Genomic DNA, 17,999 nt, shown 5'->3' with positions numbered 1-17,999 from the left:
GAATTAACCCACGCTATGTTCCAGACTAATCGCCAGTAACTTTTGCGCCTCGACCGCAAACTCCAGCGGCAACTCAGAGAAAACATCCTTACAGAAACCGTTGACGATCATCGAGATGGCGTCATCTTCGCTGATGCCGCGCTGCAGACAGTAAAACAGCTGATCGTCGCCAATCTTCGAGGTGGTCGCCTCGTGCTCCAACTGCGCGGTGTTGTTGCGCACTTCCACATACGGGAAAGTATGCGCGCCGCAGTCGCTGCCGATCAGCATGGAATCACACTGGGTGAAATTGCGCGCGTTGGTGGCGCTCGGCATGATCTTCACCAGCCCGCGATAGGTATTTTCGCTGTGGCCGGCGGAAATCCCTTTGGAGATGATGGTGGAGCGGGTGTTTTTACCGATATGGATCATCTTGGTGCCGGTATCCGCCTGCTGGCGACCGTTGGTGAGCGCCACGGAGAAAAACTCGCCCACCGAATTGTCGCCGCGCAAAATCACGCTGGGGTATTTCCAGGTAATGGCCGAACCGGTTTCCGATTGCGTCCATGACATTTTCGCATACTCACCGGCGCACAGCGCCCGCTTGGTGACAAAGTTCAGAATCCCGCCTTCGGCGTCCTGACCGGCAAACCAGTTTTGCACGGTGGAATATTTCACTTCGGCGTTTTTATTGACGATCACCTCAACCACCGCCGCATGCAGCTGATAGCTGTCGCGTACCGGCGCCGAACACCCCTCGATATAGCTGACGTAGCTGTCGTCGTCGGCAATCAGGATGGTGCGCTCAAACTGCCCGGTTTTAGCGGCGTTGATACGGAAATAGGTGGACAGCTCCATCGGACAGCGCACGCCTTTCGGGATATAGACAAAGGTGCCGTCGGAGGCGACCGCGGCATTCAAGGCGGCGAAAAAGTTGTCGTTCGAAGGCACCACCGTACCGAGGTACTGGCGAACCAGATCCGGGTGATCCTGAATCGCCTCGCTGAACGAACAGAAAATGATGCCCTGCTCGGCCAGTTCATGACGGTAGGTCGTCGCCACGGAAACGGAGTCGAAAATCGCGTCCACCGCGACCGACTTGCCTTCGCGCACCGGTACGCCCAGTTGGTTAAAGGCGTTTTCAACCTCGCTGGTCAGGTAATTGTTGACGTCCGTAATGCCGGACTGCTGGGTAGCGCCCGGCTGGGAGTCGCAGGTGTCGTCACAGTGACCACAGGACGGCGCCGAATAATAGCTATAATCCTGATAGTCGAGCTTGACATAATGCGCTTTCAGCCAGTGAGGCTCTTCCATTTCCAGCCACGCCCGATAGGCGTTAAGCCGGAACTCCAGCATCCATTCGGGTTCGTTACGCTTGGCCGAAATCGCCCGGACCACGTCTTCGTTAATCCCGCGTGCCAGTTCATCCGTCGCCAGTTCGGTGAAGAAGCCCTCTTTGTAACGGCCGTCTCCCATCCAGATCTGGACATCATCGGGTACATCTACTGTGCTACGTGCCATAATTTTTCATCACTTAAATGCCGAAGCTCTCGCCGCATCCACAGGCATGCTGAGCTTTGGGATTATTAAACTTGAACACCTGATTCAGCCCTTCACGGACAAAATCGAGCTCGGTGCCATCAATAAAAGGCATCGCCTTTAGCGGTACGTAAAGTCTTGCGCCGTCGCGTTCGAACAACAGGTCATCCGGTTCGGGCTCGCGCACCAGATCCAGCACATAGCCAAACCCGGCGCAGCCGGATTGTTTGACGCCAAGCCGTAAACCTTTTATCGCGGCATCCTGCCGCATTAAGTTGGTTATCTGTTTTGCCGCGCTATCCGTCAGCGTCAGTCCCTGCCAGATATTTTCATCCAGTGAAAACGTTCCTACACTTTCCGTTTGCATAAGGCATACCTCATTACGTGTGGTACCAGTTTCAGGCTGGTTTCCCCTAATGTTAGTGATAATGGATATAGCTTCAACCTCTTGTTTTGCAGGGCTATTCGTAACATTTGCTTTTGCATGGCGGCGGCCGCCCGCGCGCATCGCCCTCCCCGGCGAAAATCGCCCGGTGAATTACAGATTAATCCATTGATAAACAAAGACTAAATTATATCCCTTGCCGGTCACGCCCAGGGAAAAGTTATCAATTTATTATCATTAGTATAACATTCATCGAGGATACCTATTTATAAAACAGGGAAAGTAAATGATGATTTAATTTCATCAGCAGCAAATTTTTATGACGGGCTATCCCTGCCCGTCACCCTCCGGGCCGTCGCAAGCGACGTTGAAAATCGCTCCCGGCGATTTTTTATGGCTAGCGATCGTTTTAGCCATTGATCCCGACTATTTTTATAAATATGATAATGATTATCATTTGATATTCAGGGTTGAGATCCCATGCTTTCCGTGAATGCCTGGCTGCAACATCAGATTGACGAATATAAATTCCAAATCCGCAACGCCACCGTGGATTTCTATATGGCGGAGGCGCGTCTGAATCGGCCGGGAAGCCATATCGACCATCTAAGACGCTATCATAACGCCTGCATGGATATGGTCGATCTTTGTCTGAGAAACGGCGACGACGCCAGCTATCTCCACGCCTTGGTAAAATTACATAACCGACTGATTAAAGAAATAAATAATGAGGAGCGCTGCCACCTGTTCCGGGTCCAGAGCTACTACTTCGCACGCAATACGCTAAAGACCATCTGCCACCAACTGAGCATCCAGGGTTCGTGGGATAAAGCCACCGCTTTCCAGAGCGATTTCGTCAAGCGGGTTCCCTTTTTGCCCTGACGGCCCATAGCGCATAAGCCACGACCTGACAAACCAACCGCAGCGGACGGCAAAATGCGGCCGGTGCGGTTGTCGGTCAGGGCTACGGCGTAATTACCGCGGTCGTCAGGCGTGAGGTGCAGCACAGGCGATCCCGGCTATCGAAAATATCTATCTGCCATACCTGATTGCGTCGCCCGGCGTGCAGAGCGCGGCACACGCCGCGCACCTCGCCGTCAACCACCGCGCGCAGGTGATTGGCATTGACCTCCATACCCACCACCTGTTGATCCCCTTCGGTACACAGATAGCCGGCCACCGAACCGAGGGACTCGGCCAGCACCACCGACGCCCCGCCGTGCAGCAGGCCGAACGGCTGGCGGGTACGGTCATCCACCGGCATCATCCCTTCCAGGCAATCGTCCGTTATCCGCGTGTAGCGGATCCCCAGCAAGCCAATCATACACCCCCGACTCTGCTGATTAAGCTGTTCGAGGGTAACCTGTCGTTTCCATAGCATCAGATAATCTCCAGCAAGGCCTGTAGAGGATGACGCAGCCCGCGACCCTCCATCCGTTTCACCTGGCTGCGGCAGGAGTAGCCGGTGGTCAGACAGCGCTGTTGCGGCAACTTCTGCAGGGCCTGTTGCCAGGAGAGCGCATAAATACCCTGCGAATTCGCCAGATTGCTGCTTTCATGGCCGTAGGTTCCCGCCATGCCGCAACAACCGACGCTGACGTTTTCCAGCCGGGCGCCAAAGCGGGAGAAAATATCCACCCACTGCTGGGTACTGGCGGGCAACGCGGTGGTTTCCGTGCAGTGTCCGAACAGATACCAGCATTCGCCGGCGACGGCCTGAGCGGTTTTTCCCGCCAGCGAGGTCATCAGCCACTCATGCACCAGTTGCACCTTAAAGTCGCCCCGTTTATCCCCCAGTATCTCCCGGTATTCATCGCGATAGCACAGCACCAGCGCCGGATCGACGCCGACCATCGGTATCTCCAGTCTGGCGACGCGATTAAGGAAATCGGCGGTTTTCGCCGCGGTTTTGGCAAAGCGCTGCAAAAAGCCTTTAATGTGTTGCGCCTTGCCGTTGGGAGAAAACGGCAGCAGCACCGGTTTCAAGCGCAATTTCTCCACCAGATGCACAAAATCGGCCACCACTTGCGCATCATAATAGCTGGTAAAGGGATCCTGAACGATTAATACATATTGCCGGCGCTCCTGCGCGGACAATTTTTCCAGCTGTTCCAGCGTGGTTTTACCGGCGCGGTGACCGGCAAACTGCTGGCGCAGCGACGGAGAAGAGAGCAACGGCAGATCGACCATGCCGATCTGCCGACGGCTCAGCGCATTCACCCACGGCATTTTCAAAAAGAAGTTGAAGGTCTTGGGACTGCGCGCCATCAGCGGCGCATAGCTCTCCACCCCGGCCACCAGATAATCCCTCGCCGGCCGCAAATAGCGGGTGTGATACAGTTGCAGGAAACGGGAGCGAAAACCGGGTACGTCAATCTTGATCGGACACTGCGTCGAGCAGGCTTTACAAGCCAGGCACCCCGACATCGCCTCTTTCACCTCATGGGAAAAATCATACTCGCCCTGACGGGCATACCAGCTATTGCGGGTTTTCTGGATCAGGGTATTCAGGCTGAGTTTCTGCTGCGGCAGTCGTTTCTCCAGTTCCAGCGGATCAACCCCCTGCTCCGCCAGCAAACGCAGCCATTCCCGCACCAGCGTCGCCCGGCCTTTCGGCGAATGGATGCGGTTGCCGGTGATTTTCATCGAAGGACACATCGGGCTGCGGGCATCAAAATTGAAGCATAGGCCATTGCCGTTACACTCCAGCGCGCCGCGGAAAGAGCCACGCACCGCCAGCGGAATGGTACGATCGTAGGTGCCGCGTTTGGCGGCGTCCACTTTCATCATCGGCGCATCCAGCTCCAGCGGAGCGCAGATTTTACCGGGATTAAGCCGGTTATCGGGATCGAACGCGGCTTTGATGCGCCGCAGCTCGGCATACAGTTCGGGGCCGAAAAACGCCGGACTGTACTCGGCGCGAAACCCTTTGCCGTGCTCTCCCCACAGCAGGCCGCCGTATTTCGCGGTTAATGCCACAATTTTATCGGAAAGCCGCTTCATCAGCATTTCCTGCTGCGGATCGCACATATCCAGCGCCGGGCGTACGTGCAACACCCCCGCATCCACATGGCCGAACATACCGTAGGTCAGGTTGTGGCTGTCCAGCAGTTCGCGAAATTCGGCAATATAATCCGCCAGATGCTGCGGCGGCACGCAGGTATCCTCGGCAAACGGGATCGGTTTCGCCAGCCCTTTACTGTTTCCCAGCAAACCGACCGCTTTCTTGCGCATGCCATAAATGCGTTCAATGTCCGCCAGATCGTTACAGGTCTGATAGCCGATAACCCCGGCCTCGCCGCTTGCCAGCAGCGCATCCAGCCGTTGACAGAGCTGGCGCACCCGCCCGTCGATCAAGGCTTCATCATCACCGGCGAACTCCACGATATTCAGCCCCAGCATATCCTGATTAGGCACATCGGTAATCAGTTCTCTGACGGAGTGCCAGACAATATCCTCGCGCGCCAGATTCAATACGCTGGAGTCCACGGTTTCCACCGACAGCGCCTGCGCTTCCACCATAAAGGGCGCATTGCGCAGGGCCGAGTTGAAGGAGTCATATTTGACGTTTACCAGCCGCCGCACTTTCGGCAGCGGCGTAATATCGAGCTTGGCTTCGGTAACAAACGCCAGCGTCCCTTCGGCCCCGGTAAGAATGCGCGTCAGGTCAAAGGTTTGCAGGTCATCGCTGAAAACATGGCGCAAATCGTACCCGGTAAGAAAACGGTTCAATTTGGGAAATTTGTCGACAATAAGCTGACGCTGCTCGCGGCAGCGGTGCAGCACGGTATGATAAATCCGCCCGACCGCGGAGGATTCCCGCGCCAACTGTTCCGCCAACGCCACGGGCATAGCCTGCGTATCCAGCATTTCACCGCCGAGCAGCAGCGCGCGCAGGCCCAGCACATGATCGGAGGTTTTACCGTACACCAGCGACCCTTGTCCCGAGGCATCGGTGTTAATCATGCCGCCCAGCGTGGCGCGGTTGCTGGTGGATAACTCCGGGGCGAAAAAGTAGCCGAACGGTTTAAGATACTGGTTGAGCTGATCTTTAATCACGCCGGCCTCGACTCTGACCCAACCCTGCTCCGGGTTAATCTCCAGGATGCGGTTCATATAACGCGACATATCCACCACAATGCCCTTATTCAGGGCCTGACCGTTGGTTCCTGTGCCGCCGCCGCGCGGCGTGAACGTCAGACCGAGAAAGCGCGTCTCCCCCGCCAGACGCGCCAGAATCGCCACGTCGGCGGTGGAACGGGGGAAAACCACCGCATCCGGCAACAGCTGATAGATACTATTGTCTGTCGCCATCGTCAGGCGATCGGCGTAGTTTGTCGCCGTATCGCCGGTAAATCCACTGTGCTTCAATGCTTCCAAAAAGTTAAGCACCGGCTGAACCAGCCCGGGAGACTGAGAGATCTGTGGGATCATTATTTTTTGACCCTGTCCGAACAAGAAATGTTTGCCAATATGACGTTAGGTGTCTGTGATGAAACGATTTGCGCCAACCATCCCTGTAATCCAGCCGTCCGTTTATCCGACCATCAGACTTATCACGTTTTATCATATTTCACGCGGCCGCGCCGCTGAATCGATAAAAAACACACGGCGTAACGGGTTTACACCCTTTGACCAACAATCTGTTCAACGGACTGTTAAAAACGGCGGAAATATCTCATGATAAATCATTGCCGCTTTCATCGCCTTGCCAAAGCGGCGTTGCTTTCAGACATTATGTCTACTTACCGAGGTATTATTCATTGATAAGAAAATCTCAACAACAGCGTTTCGACCTGGCCAGAATATTATTTAGCCTGCTGTTTATCGCCATTATGATCATCGCCTGCTTTTGGGTGGTGCAACCCTTTATTCTGGGGTTTGCCTGGGCCTCTATGGTGGTCATCGCGACCTGGCCGCTGATGATTAAGCTTCAGCATCTGCTTTGGGGGCGACGTTCCCTGGCCGTTCTTGCCATGACGTTGCTGCTGATTCTGCTGTTCGTGTTGCCGATTGCCGTACTGGTCAGTAGCGCCATCGACAACAGTTCGGCGCTGATGCGCTGGGGAGCCAGCCAGGAAAATTTCTCGCTGCCGCAGTTGGAGTGGCTGACCTCTATTCCGCTGGTGGGAGACAAACTGTTCAGCGGTTGGCAAACCTTGCTGCAAAGCAGCGGCAGCGGCCTGTTTTCCAAAATTCAGCCCTATGCGGGCAAAACCGCCACCTGGCTGGTGGCGCAGGCCGCGCACGTCGGCCGCTTCCTGGTGCACTGCGCCCTGATGCTGTTATTCAGCGCGCTGCTTTACTATAAAGGGGAAGCCGTCGCCAAAGCGGTGCGCCATTTCGCTATCCGCCTCGGGCAGGAGCGCGGCGATACCGCGGTGATCCTGGCGGCGCAGTCCATTCGCGCCGTGGCGCTGGGCGTGGTGGTGACCGCCATCGTTCAGTCGCTGCTGGGTGGCCTTGGGCTGTTCATCTCCGGCATTCCGTACACCACCTTGCTGACGGTGCTGATGTTTCTGTTCTGCCTGGTGCAGTTGGGCCCGCTCCCGGTACTGATCCCCGCCATTATCTGGCTCTACTGGAGCGGAGACACCACCTGGGGAACGGTACTGCTGGTCCTGAGCTGCGTGGTCGGCACCATCGATAACTTTATCCGCCCGGTGCTGATTCGCCTGGGGGCCGACCTGCCGCTGCTGTTAATCCTGTGCGGCGTAATTGGCGGATTGCTGGCTTTCGGTATGATCGGGTTGTTTATCGGACCGGTGGTACTTGCCGTATCCTACCGGCTGATTTTCGCCTGGATGGAGGAAATTCCCGAACCGGGAAATATCGTTCCTCTTGAGCAGGACACCGACAAAAAGTAGGCGGCACCATGCAATAGCGGCGGCCACGAAAGAGATCTTCCGTGGCTACCACCTCACAATAAATAAAAAAATCTAATGATTAACGCTGGTTTTTGCGGGACTATTCCTAAAAATTTTGCTTATTTCAGATTATCGGTGTAATTTTATTGCAGTAATAACCTACCTCTTTCTCAATCCTTAAAAAATAATTAACCATTAGGATGATTCTTAATGACTCGGCTTAGCATAATCTCTAGCATAGATTTTAAAGCTAGCTTTAACCTACTGTTTGTCAATGAGGTTTTCTCCTCGTCAAAGTTAGTAACGAATTGCTGTGTGTAGTCTTTGCCCATCCCCTGAGGTGGGCTTTTTTTTGTCTCTTCCTTCAGGCCGCCCCATCGCTTTTCTCGCCATAAATTGCGGTCGGCCAGGTTTTTGTTAATCTGCTATTTGCATTTCTCGCACTTTGCTTTATTTGTTAGCGCCTTGCTTTATTCTTGGGAGTTTTTTCATGACTAATCTCGCCAGGGGATTACTACTTGTTGGTTGTGTGCTCTGCCTGCTTACGGCCTGCGATAGCGCCCCCCAGGTCGCCGCCCCTCGTCCGCTGCTGACCATTGAGGGAAAAACCATGGGCACTTTCTATAGCGTCAAAATCAGCGGCGAAGTGGCGGAAAGCAAGGAACGGCTGCAGCAGGAGATCGATGGCTTGCTGGAGCAGGCCAATGACGAGATTTCCACCTACCGTAACGACTCGACGCTATCGCGATTCAATCAATATCGCGGCGGCGAGCCCCGACCCGTCAGCAACGGCATGGCGGACATTATTCTGGCGGCGCAGCGTATCGGCAGAGCAACCGACGGCGCCATGGATATTACCGTCGGGCCGCTGGTCAATCTGTGGGGATTCGGTCCGCAAAAACAGCCCACGCAGATCCCCAGCCAGCAGCAGATCGATCTGGCCCGGCAGAACGTCGGGTTAAGCCATCTTCGGCTGCTCAGCGATCAACGCGGCGAATGGCTGCAAAAAGATCTCCCCGACCTCTATGTCGATCTGTCGACGCTGGGGGAAGGCTACGGCGCCGACGTTCTGGCGCAATTGATGCTGCGCAAAGGCATCGCCAACTATCTGGTTTCCGTGGGCGGAGCAATATCCAGCCGGGGGGTCAATGCCGATGGCGTCCCCTGGCGCGTGGCGATCCAGAAACCGACCGATCGGGAAAACGCCATTCAGGCGGCGGTCGATTTACAGGGATACGCCATCAGCACCTCCGGCAGCTACCGCAATTACTTTGAACAGGACGGCAAACGCTATTCCCATGTTATCGATCCGGCGAGCGGCAAACCCATCACCCATCAGTTGGTTTCGGTTAGCGTTATCGCGCCAACGGCGCTGGAGGCTGACGGCTGGGACACCGGGTTAATGGTGCTGGGCACGGAAAAAGCGTTAAAACTGGCGCAGCAGGAGGGACTGGCGGTTTACTTAATCACCAAAACCGATAAAGGCTTCAGCGCCGTAATGACGCCGCAGTTCAAATCCTTTCTTATCGCCCGCTAAAAAAACGCCCGGTAAACAAGCGTTACCGGGCGCATTATTTTACCGGGTTACTGGTGTTCGGCCAGATTCAGCCAGGTCTGCACCACGGTATCCGGGTTGAGGGACAGGCTATCGATGCCCTGCTCCATCAGCCAGAGGGCGAAATCTTCGTGGTCCGAAGGACCCTGGCCGCAGATACCCACGTATTTACCCTGTTTCTTCGCCGCCTTGATCGCCATTGACAGCAATGCCTTGACGGCATCGTTGCGTTCGTCAAACAGCTCGGAGACCACGCCGGAATCCCGATCCAGCCCCAGCGCCAACTGGGTCATGTCGTTGGAACCGATGGAGAAGCCGTCAAAGTGAGCCAGAAACTCCTCCGCCAGCAGCGCGTTGGAGGGGATCTCGCACATCATGATGATCTTCAGTCCGTCTTCCCCACGCCGCAGCCCCTGGCGCGCCAGCTCGTCGATTACCGCTTCCGCCTGCGCCACGGTACGTACGAACGGGATCATAATCTCCACGTTCTTCAGCCCCATATCGTTGCGAACGCGCTTCACCGCCGCGCATTCCAGCGCAAAGCAGGCTTTGAAATCCGGGGAAACATAGCGCCCCGCCCCGCGGAAGCCGAGCATCGGGTTTTCCTCCTGCGGTTCGTAGCGCGCGCCGCCCACCAGATTGGCATACTCGTTGGATTTAAAATCGGACAGCCGTACGATCACCCGTTTCGGCGAGAACGCCGCGCCCAGGGTCGCAATGCCTTCCGTCAGCCGGGCAATATAGAACTCCACCGGATCGTCATAGCCATTCATCAGCGCTTTGATTTCACTCTGCAGCTCCGGGGTCTGCTGGTCGAACTCCAGCAGCGCGCGGGGATGCACGCCAATCATCCGGTTGATGATAAATTCCAGACGGGCCAGCCCGACGCCCTCGTTCGGCAAACAGGCGAAATCGAACGCGCGATCGGGATTACCGACGTTCATCATGATTTTCAGCGGCAGGTCCGGCATCGCATCAATCTGCGAGCTTTTCACCGTGAAATCCAGCAGGTCGTGGTAAACATAGCCGGTATCGCCCTCCGCGCAGGAGACGGTCACCTTCTGGGCGTTTGTCAGCCGTTCGGTGGCGTCTCCGCAGCCCACCACCGCCGGGATCCCCAGCTCGCGGGCAATAATCGCCGCATGGCAGGTGCGCCCGCCGCGGTTGGTCACGATGGCGGCCGCTTTCTTCATGATCGGTTCCCAGTCGGGGTCGGTCATATCGGTAACCAGCACGTCGCCGGCATTAATCAGGTGCATTTCACTGATGTTCTGAATGACTTTTACCTCGCCGGCGCCAATGCGATGCCCGATGGCCCGGCCCTCAACCAGCACCTCGCCCCCTGCCGGCAGATGATAGCGCTCCATCACCTGCCCGTTGGAACGCACGGTTTCCGGACGCGCCTGAACGATGTACAGCTTGCCGCTGTGACCGTCCTTCGCCCATTCGATATCCATCGGCCGGCCGTAGTGTTGCTCAATCAGCAGCGCCTGACGCGCCAACGCCTGTACTTCATCATCGCTCAGGCTGAAGCGGGCACGCTGCTGCTCGGGTACATCCTCGATCCGCACCTGCTTGCCGTGCTCCTGGCTGGCGGCGTATACCATGCGGATTTTTTTCGACCCCATATTACGGCGCACAATGGCCGGCCGGTTGTCGCGCAGGGTGGGTTTATGCACGTAAAACTCATCCGGGTTCACCGCCCCTTGCACCACCATCTCGCCCAGACCATAGGCGGAGGTAATAAACACCACCTGATCAAAGCCGGACTCCGTATCGATGGTGAACATCACCCCGGCGGCGGCCAGATCGGAGCGCACCATGCGCTGAACCCCCGCCGACAGCGCGACGCCGCGGTGGTCGTATCCCTGATGAACGCGATAGGAAATGGCGCGATCGTTAAACAGAGAGGCAAAGACGTGCTTCACGGCGGTCATCACCGCCTCAATGCCCTGAACGTTGAGGAAGGTTTCCTGCTGTCCGGCAAAGGACGCATCGGGCATATCTTCCGCGGTGGCGGAAGAACGCACGGCAAAGGAGGCGTCTTTCTCCCCCTCGGCCAACTGCTGGTACGCAGCGCGGATCGCCTGCTCAAGCGCCGGCTGGAAAGGGGTATCGATAATCCACTGGCGGATTTGCGTTCCCGCTTTCGCCAGTTGGTTCACATCGTCAATGTCGGTATGATCCAGCAATTCATAGATACGCTGATTGATACCGCTTTGGTTAAGAAAATCATTAAACGCCTGCGCCGTTGTCGCAAAACCATTGGGAACGGCAACGCCCAGTTCGGAAAGGTTGGTGATCATCTCACCCAGAGAGGCATTTTTGCCCCCCACCCGCTCAACGTCGTGCATACCAAGCTGGTTATACCAGAGGACATTACGCAAATCAGGGCCGTTATTGGACATCGAAAAAATCCTTTCTGCATACAATTTAGGGTATGGAAATATTCAGTCAAGAATCAGTCTCAACCTAATCAGCGTAGCATAGCGATTTATAAAGTATTGACAGGTGAATCGATCAACCTGGGAAAAAACCCCATTTCATCGCTCAAAATTGGTTAATGAGCTAAAAATCCAATATGGTAAAAGTTCATTATCTTTATCATGGAGATAATGAAAAGCTGTTTTAATAAAAGTATCTACAAAACACAATTTTGATGAGATTGGGCGGCAAAAAACATTTAAGGAGTTTACGTGGAAAGAAACGTATTTTATGTCTCGGACGGTACGGCGATTACCGCCGAAGTGCTCGGCCATGCGGTGCTGTCGCAATTCCCGGTGAACACCGTCAGCTATACCTTGCCTTTCGTCGAGAGTGAAGCGCGGGCCAAAGCCGTTTGCGAGCAGATCAATACCCTGTATCACCAGAGCGGCGTGCGGCCGCTGGTTTTTTACTCTATCGTCACCCCGACGGTGCGCAACATCATCACCGGCAGCGAAGGGTTCTGCCAGGATATCGTGCAGGCGCTGGTGGCTCCCTTACAGGAAGAACTCAATATTCCGCCCACCCCCATCGCCAACCGCACCCATGGACTGACGGCCAACAATCTGGGTAAATATGACGCGCGCATTGCCGCAATAGACTATACGCTGGCTCATGACGACGGTATTTCACTGCGCAATCTCGATCAGGCGCAGGTCATCCTGCTTGGCGTATCGCGCTGCGGCAAAACGCCCACCAGTCTCTATCTGGCGATGCAGTTCGGTATCCGCGCCGCCAATTATCCCTTTATTGCCGACGATATGGATAACCTGCGGTTGCCTGAAGCGTTAAAACCTTTCCAGCACAAGCTGTTCGGGCTGACCATCGACGCCGAGCGACTGGCGGCCATTCGTGAAGAACGGATAGGCAACAGCCGCTATGCTTCCCTGCGCCAGTGTCGTATGGAGTTGAACGAGGTCGAGGCACTGTTTCGCAAACACCAGATTAAATATATCAATACCACCAATTATTCGGTTGAGGAAATTTCCGCCAGAGTCATTGATATTCTTGGTATGAGCCGGCGCATGTACTAATTGGCGGTTCAAGCAAAAATGCGCCGCCGTCACTCAAAGCTCAAATTATTATTTGAGCGCTTTTTATTACCTTGGTTTAAAAATAAGTTTAATATTATAATTCCGCTAAGTTTTTATTTTTAAGCCCACCTCGATACGCTATTTCCCGCACAATAAAATCACCGCGGCAAACTATAAGTTGACCATTATTAATTCCCCGGTAAAGTGCGCAATTCAAAGTCAAGACATATGACTTATTGCGGTTACATTATATTGTTTTTATAGCAATTAATTCCATCTTCGCGCCTGACACCCTATGTAAAACGGCATGGCGATTAATAATTTAAGCGTCATAAAAAAACCAATTATAAGTAACTCTATTTATTATATGATTATGCTAAAAAAACGTTTAACACTCAGCGCCATATTACTGGCGAGTTTGACTTTCTCCGGTTTATGCAGCGCATCGTCTCAGGATAACGGCATAGAGAGCTCATCCGTTGTGGCAATTAACGATGGCGCTTCGGTCCATCCTTCCTGGTGGAAAGAGGCCGTGTTTTATCAGATTTACCCTCGTTCATTTAAAGACAGCAATGGCGATGGCATCGGAGACCTGAAAGGAATTACCGAAAAACTGGATTATTTAAAAGATCTCGGCGTTAACGGCATCTGGATTAATCCGCACTATGACTCGCCGAATGTGGATAATGGTTACGATATCCGCGACTACCGCAAAATAATACGCGAATACGGCACCATGGAAGATTTCGAGCTGCTGATAGCCGAGATGAAAAAACGCGACATGCATATGATGATCGACGTGGTGGTTAACCATAGCAGCGACCTATTCGATCTGATCCGCGTTGACCGCTCGTCTGAGGAGAGATGGCGCAAGAAAACGTGGCAATTATCGCAATTTCGTCAGATTAATAACCGTCTGAATAACATGACCGGCGAATATGGCTGGAATACCTTCTTCCTGAACAATCACGATAATCCCCGTTTGGTGTCGCACTTCGGTGACGATCGTGCGCAGTGGCGCGAACTTTCCGCCAAAGCGCTGGCCACGATGGCGTTAACCCAGCGCGCCACCCCGGCATTAATCTACGGCGCTTATCAGTATCTCGATCCCGACAATAACGACGTCTATGCTTATACCCGTATTCTGGACGGCGAGAAATATCTTATCGTGGTAAATTTCTGGGAACAGCCCGTCAGCTATGCGCTGCCTGAGTCGTTCTCAATCAAGAAAACCCTGCTGGAAAGCGGCATGAAGGAACAGGTGCGGACCAATGCCGGCAAACTGGAGCTGCAACCCTGGCAGTCAGGTATTTATCAACTGAATTAATTCGCCGTCAGCCTGCATTTTCCCCGCCCCGGTCGCCGTTTCATCCTGATGGATTAAGAAAATTTCACTTGATGTAACTTTTTTGTTACATGAAAATGATTCTCATTAATTTCTGACCAATGTGGCTATGCTGTGACTATGACAAAGAATGAGGAAGCGATGATGCAGACTTCACTTTACCAACAATACCTCGATGCTAAAACTGCGCATCCGCGTAAATACGCCCGCGATCTGGCCGCCCTGCTCGGCATCAGCGAAGCGGAATTAACGCACGCGCGCGTCGGGCATGACGCGCAGCGCCTGCAAGGAGACGCCAAAAGCTGGCTGGGCGCGCTGGAGCAGGTTGGCAAGACCAAGTCGATTACGCGCAATGAGTACGCCGTTCATGAGCACGTCGGATATTATCGCAATCAGCATCTGGACGGGCATGCCGGCCTGATCCTAAATCCGCGCGAACTGGATTTACGCCTATTTCTGCACTCATGGGCTTCCGCCTTCTTCCTGCGCGAAACCACGCCGCGCGGAGAGCGTGAAAGCATTCAGTTTTTCGACCATCAGGGTGACGCCATTCTGAAGGTTTACCCCACCGACGACACCGACAGTCAGGCCTGGCGGCAGGTTATCGCGACATTCGCCAGCGGCGAAAACCCCGCGCTGCTGATCCGCCCGCCGGCCGCCGACGCAGCAGCAGTACCGGCGGCGCAGCATAACCCGGAATTCGAAGCCGACTGGCGGGCGATGACCGATGTTCACCAGTTCTTTATCCTGCTGAAACGCTACAATCTCACCCGCCAGCAGGCGTTCCGCGCCGTCAGCGACGACCTGGCTTATCAGGTTGATAACCATGCGCTATCACAGATCCTGTTCGCCGCCAAAGACGCGCAGAATGAAATTATGGTATTTGTTGGCAACCGCGGCTGCGTGCAGATTTTTACCGGTAAAATCGAACGCGTGGAACGGGTGGAGCAGCATGCCGAATGGATTAATATCTTTAATCAGGATTTCACGCTGCATCTGATTGAGAACGCCATCGCCGAGAGCTGGGTCACGCGCAAACCGACCGCCGACGGTATCGTGACCAGTCTGGAACTGTATGCCGCGGACGGTACGCAAATCGCGCAATTATTCGGCCAGCGCACCGAAGGCACCGCCGAACAGCAGCAGTGGCGCGAGCAGATAGCCGCGCTGAAACCACGTAAGGATCTTGCCGCATGAAAAACTGGCTATTGCCGTTGTTGACGCTCCTGCCGCTCAGCGTTTCGGCCGCGGAACGCATTGTGTCCGTCGGCGGCGACGTCACCGAAATCATCTACGCGCTGGGCGCGGAAAAAGATCTGGTCGCCAGAGACAGCACCAGTCTGCATCCTGATGCCGCCGCCAGACTTCCCGACGTGGGCTATATGCGCCAGCTGAATACCGAGGGCATTCTGGCGATGAAGCCCTCGCTGGTGATCGCCAGCGAACTGTCGCAGCCCTCGCTGGTGTTGCAGCAGGTGGCGGAAAGCGGCACCCGGGTGATCAATGTGCCGGCCAAACCGGCGCTGGAAACCGTGCCGCAAAAGATTAACGTCATTGCCCAGGCGTTAGATAAAGAGGCGCAAGGCAAGGCGTTGACTGACGCTTACCGCCAGCAGTTGGACAAGGTCGCCGACACCCCGCTGCCGGTTAAGGCGCTTTTTATCCTCAGCCACGGCGGGATGACGGCCATGGCGGCCGGGCAGAATACCCCCGCCGATACCATTTTCCGCAGCGTCGGGTTACACAACGCCATGCAGGGCAGCCAACGCTATCAGCCATTATCGCAGGAAGGGGTGATCGCCAGCGCTCCCGACCTGGTTGTGATCTCCACTCAGGGGCTGAAGAGCCTGGGCGGCGAAGCGCAAATCTGGAAATTGCCGGGCCTGGCATTGACGCCGGCGGGCAAAAACAACCGTCTGCTGGTGGTTGACGACATGGCGATACTCGGCTTTACGCTGGAGACGCCGGCGCTGATGGCCACGCTGCGTCAGGCCGCAGAACAGATAAAATGACGCCACGGCTACATCCCGGTTATTGGCTGGCGGGGCTGCTGTTGCTGCTGCTGGCGCTGATGATATGCGCGGCTAACCTGGGCGCGCTCAACCTATCGTTTCACACGCTGTGGCAGACGTCCCTGGACGATCCGCTATGGCATATCTGGCTGCATATCCGCCTGCCCCGCGTGCTGCTGGCCGTTCTGGTCGGCAGCGCGCTGGCCTGTTCAGGGGGCATCATGCAGGGGCTGTTTCGCAATCCGCTGGCCGACCCCGGCCTGCTGGGGATCAGCAGCGGCGCGGCGCTGTGCGTGGCGCTGACCATTGTTCTGCCGCTCGGCCTGCCGCCCTTGCTGTCGCTTTACAGCCCGATGCTGGCGGCCTTCGTCGGCAGTCTGGCGATTACCGCGATCATTTTTATCCTTAGCCGCAGCGAACAGGGCGGACTGACGCGGCTCTTGCTGGCCGGCATCGCCCTTAACGCCCTGTGCGCCGCGGTGGTTGGCGTGCTGACCTATATCAGCAACGACCAGCAGCTGCGTCAGTTTTCACTGTGGGGCATGGGCAGTCTGGGACAGGCGCAATGGCCGATGCTGCTGGTGGCGGCCACGCTGACGCTGCCCGCCATGGCGATCACCCTGTATCAGACCCGACGCTTAAACCTGTTACAGCTGGGGGACGAAGAGGCGCACTATCTGGGCGTTAACGTGAAGCGCACCAAATATACGCTGTTGCTGTTAAGCTCGCTGCTGGTGGGCGTGGCGGTTGCCGTCAGCGGGGTGATCGGTTTTATCGGGCTGGTGATCCCTCATCTGATCCGCATGCACCTGGGCGCCGACCACCGCTGGCTTATTCCCGGCTCGGTACTGGGGGGCGCCTGCCTGCTGCTGGTGGCGGATACCCTGGCGCGTACCCTGCTGTCTCCGGCGGAGATGCCCGTCGGGCTGTTGACCAGCCTGATTGGCGGCCCCTATTTTTTATGGCTGATCGTGCAGCATAAAGGACGCGGAAATGAATAGCGCCGGACGGGATAACGCCTTGGTGGCCCATAATCTGAGTTATCGTATCGGCGGACGCTACCTCACCGAGGAGGTTTCGCTGGAGGTGAACTGCGGCGAAATCGTGGCGATTATCGGCCCCAACGGCGCGGGCAAGTCCACGCTGCTGCGTCTGTTGACCGGGTATTTGACGCCGCATCAGGGGGAGTGTCTGTTGGCCGGTAAGCCCTTTTCCCACTGGGCGCCAGGCGCGCTGGCGAAAACCCGCGCGGTGATGCGTCAGCACAGCGGACTGGCTTTCGCCTTCAGCGTACGCGATGTGGTCGCCATGGGCCGCTCCCCTTACGGACGCGACCGGCGGAATGATGAGATTATCCGCCGGGTGATGGAGCAGACCGGCTGTTTGGATCTGGCGAATCGCGATTACCGCCATCTCTCCGGCGGCGAACAGCAGCGGGTACAGCTGGCCCGCGTGCTGGCTCAGCTGTGGCACCCGCAGCCGACGCCGGGCTGGCTGTTCCTTGACGAACCCACCTCGGCGCTGGATCTCTACCATCAGCAGCATCTGTTGCGCCTGTTAAAACAGCTGACCCGGCAGCAGCCGCTGGCCGTCTGCTGCGTGCTGCACGATCTTAATCTGGCCGCCCTGTACGCCGACCGGATCCTGCTGCTGCATCAGGGGAAACTGGTGGCGCAAGGCTCGCCGCATCAGGTGCTGCAAACGGAAATACTGACCCGCTGGTATCAGGCCGACCTGAACGTCGGCCGGCACCCCGACTACCCGATCCCGCAGGTGCATCTGCGCCAGTAGCCCAATGC

General features: G+C 55.8%; 14 protein-coding genes and 1 other RNA gene. 10 read left to right on the top strand and 5 right to left on the bottom strand.

What is annotated here, in order from left to right; translation table 11 throughout:
• Window positions 1–3: 3 nt before the first annotated feature.
• Window positions 4–1,500 (bottom strand): Fe-S cluster assembly protein SufB, encoded by a 1,497-nt coding sequence (sufB, locus tag EH206_RS08625; RefSeq protein WP_009112392.1) that lies wholly within the window; start codon window positions 1,498–1,500, stop codon window positions 4–6.
• Between the two features lie 13 nt (window positions 1,501–1,513).
• Window positions 1,514–1,885, bottom strand: coding sequence for a Fe-S cluster assembly scaffold SufA (gene sufA, locus EH206_RS08620; RefSeq protein WP_009112391.1), 372 nt, complete (start codon window positions 1,883–1,885; stop codon window positions 1,514–1,516).
• A gap of 498 nt (window positions 1,886–2,383) precedes the next feature.
• Between sufA and EH206_RS08615 the strand changes: the two genes are divergently transcribed.
• Window positions 2,384–2,785 (top strand): hypothetical protein, encoded by a 402-nt coding sequence (locus EH206_RS08615; protein WP_009112390.1) that lies wholly within the window; start codon window positions 2,384–2,386, stop codon window positions 2,783–2,785.
• Between the two features lie 82 nt (window positions 2,786–2,867).
• Here EH206_RS08615 and menI read toward each other — a convergent pair whose 3' ends face one another.
• Together menI and ydiJ are read right to left on the bottom strand one after the other, a co-directional pair.
• Window positions 2,868–3,284: a 1,4-dihydroxy-2-naphthoyl-CoA hydrolase gene (gene menI, locus EH206_RS08610; protein ID WP_009112389.1), complete on the bottom strand. Its 417-nt coding sequence runs from the start codon at window positions 3,282–3,284 to the stop codon at window positions 2,868–2,870.
• Entirely contained in the window at window positions 3,284–6,337 is a 3,054-nt protein-coding gene (gene ydiJ / locus EH206_RS08605) for a D-2-hydroxyglutarate dehydrogenase YdiJ (protein ID WP_009112388.1), read from the bottom strand. The genes menI and ydiJ overlap by 1 nt, the downstream gene beginning before the upstream one ends.
• Before the next feature lie 329 nt (window positions 6,338–6,666).
• Here ydiJ and ydiK point away from each other — a divergent pair, with 329 nt between their 5' ends.
• The 3 genes from ydiK (at window position 6,667) to apbE (ending at window position 9,307) form a co-directional block, all read left to right on the top strand.
• Window positions 6,667–7,770 (top strand): AI-2E family transporter YdiK, encoded by a 1,104-nt coding sequence (gene ydiK / locus EH206_RS08600; RefSeq protein WP_009112387.1) that lies wholly within the window; start codon window positions 6,667–6,669, stop codon window positions 7,768–7,770.
• A 249-nt stretch (window positions 7,771–8,019) separates the two neighbouring features.
• Window positions 8,020–8,126, top strand: an RNA gene (gene rprA, locus EH206_RS08595) — antisense sRNA RprA.
• A gap of 134 nt (window positions 8,127–8,260) precedes the next feature.
• Complete coding sequence (gene apbE / locus EH206_RS08590) at window positions 8,261–9,307, top strand: FAD:protein FMN transferase ApbE (protein WP_009112386.1); 1,047 nt, start codon at window positions 8,261–8,263, stop codon at window positions 9,305–9,307.
• Between the two features lie 47 nt (window positions 9,308–9,354).
• Here the strand turns inward: apbE and ppsA are convergent, their stop codons facing one another.
• Window positions 9,355–11,733 (bottom strand): phosphoenolpyruvate synthase, encoded by a 2,379-nt coding sequence (ppsA, locus tag EH206_RS08585; protein ID WP_009112385.1) that lies wholly within the window; start codon window positions 11,731–11,733, stop codon window positions 9,355–9,357.
• A gap of 288 nt (window positions 11,734–12,021) precedes the next feature.
• Here ppsA and ppsR point away from each other — a divergent pair, with 288 nt between their 5' ends.
• The 6 genes from ppsR (at window position 12,022) to EH206_RS08555 (ending at window position 17,991) form a co-directional block, all read left to right on the top strand.
• Window positions 12,022–12,843, top strand: coding sequence for a posphoenolpyruvate synthetase regulatory kinase/phosphorylase PpsR (ppsR, locus tag EH206_RS08580; RefSeq protein WP_009112384.1), 822 nt, complete (start codon window positions 12,022–12,024; stop codon window positions 12,841–12,843).
• A gap of 373 nt (window positions 12,844–13,216) precedes the next feature.
• Window positions 13,217–14,170, top strand: coding sequence for an alpha-amylase family glycosyl hydrolase (locus EH206_RS08575; RefSeq protein ID WP_136163889.1), 954 nt, complete (start codon window positions 13,217–13,219; stop codon window positions 14,168–14,170).
• 162 nt (window positions 14,171–14,332) lie between these two features.
• Window positions 14,333–15,385, top strand: coding sequence for a hemin-degrading factor (locus tag EH206_RS08570; protein WP_040343079.1), 1,053 nt, complete (start codon window positions 14,333–14,335; stop codon window positions 15,383–15,385).
• Window positions 15,382–16,200 (top strand): heme/hemin ABC transporter substrate-binding protein, encoded by an 819-nt coding sequence (locus tag EH206_RS08565; protein ID WP_009112381.1) that lies wholly within the window; start codon window positions 15,382–15,384, stop codon window positions 16,198–16,200. The genes EH206_RS08570 and EH206_RS08565 overlap by 4 nt, the downstream gene beginning before the upstream one ends.
• Window positions 16,197–17,201: a FecCD family ABC transporter permease gene (locus EH206_RS08560; RefSeq protein ID WP_009112380.1), complete on the top strand. Its 1,005-nt coding sequence runs from the start codon at window positions 16,197–16,199 to the stop codon at window positions 17,199–17,201. The genes EH206_RS08565 and EH206_RS08560 overlap by 4 nt, the downstream gene beginning before the upstream one ends.
• Window positions 17,194–17,991, top strand: coding sequence for a heme ABC transporter ATP-binding protein (locus tag EH206_RS08555; protein ID WP_009112379.1), 798 nt, complete (start codon window positions 17,194–17,196; stop codon window positions 17,989–17,991). The genes EH206_RS08560 and EH206_RS08555 overlap by 8 nt, the downstream gene beginning before the upstream one ends.
• The last annotated feature ends 8 nt before the right edge of the window (window positions 17,992–17,999 follow it).

The sequence above is a fragment of the Brenneria nigrifluens DSM 30175 = ATCC 13028 genome, assembly GCF_005484965.1.
GTDB lineage: Bacteria > Pseudomonadota > Gammaproteobacteria > Enterobacterales > Enterobacteriaceae > Brenneria > Brenneria nigrifluens.
The sequence above is the reverse complement of the archived record's forward strand: the minus strand, read 5'-3'. Positions and strand labels throughout refer to the sequence as shown.

Excerpts from the sequence above, each read along its gene's own strand:
- sufB (WP_009112392.1), bottom strand. The coding sequence starts at position 1,500 with ATGGCACGTAGCACAGTAGATGTACCCGATGATGTCCAGATCTGGATG.
- sufA (WP_009112391.1), bottom strand. The coding sequence starts at position 1,885 with ATGCAAACGGAAAGTGTAGGAACGTTTTCACTGGATGAAAATATCTGG.
- EH206_RS08615 (WP_009112390.1), top strand. The coding sequence starts at position 2,384 with ATGCTTTCCGTGAATGCCTGGCTGCAACATCAGATTGACGAATATAAA.
- menI (WP_009112389.1), bottom strand. The coding sequence starts at position 3,284 with ATGCTATGGAAACGACAGGTTACCCTCGAACAGCTTAATCAGCAGAGT.
- ydiJ (WP_009112388.1), bottom strand. The coding sequence starts at position 6,337 with ATGATCCCACAGATCTCTCAGTCTCCCGGGCTGGTTCAGCCGGTGCTT.
- apbE (WP_009112386.1), top strand. The coding sequence starts at position 8,261 with ATGACTAATCTCGCCAGGGGATTACTACTTGTTGGTTGTGTGCTCTGC.
- ppsA (WP_009112385.1), bottom strand. The coding sequence starts at position 11,733 with ATGTCCAATAACGGCCCTGATTTGCGTAATGTCCTCTGGTATAACCAG.
- EH206_RS08575 (WP_136163889.1), top strand. The coding sequence starts at position 13,217 with ATGCTAAAAAAACGTTTAACACTCAGCGCCATATTACTGGCGAGTTTG.
- EH206_RS08570 (WP_040343079.1), top strand. The coding sequence starts at position 14,333 with ATGCAGACTTCACTTTACCAACAATACCTCGATGCTAAAACTGCGCAT.
- EH206_RS08565 (WP_009112381.1), top strand. The coding sequence starts at position 15,382 with ATGAAAAACTGGCTATTGCCGTTGTTGACGCTCCTGCCGCTCAGCGTT.
- EH206_RS08560 (WP_009112380.1), top strand. The coding sequence starts at position 16,197 with ATGACGCCACGGCTACATCCCGGTTATTGGCTGGCGGGGCTGCTGTTG.
- EH206_RS08555 (WP_009112379.1), top strand. The coding sequence starts at position 17,194 with ATGAATAGCGCCGGACGGGATAACGCCTTGGTGGCCCATAATCTGAGT.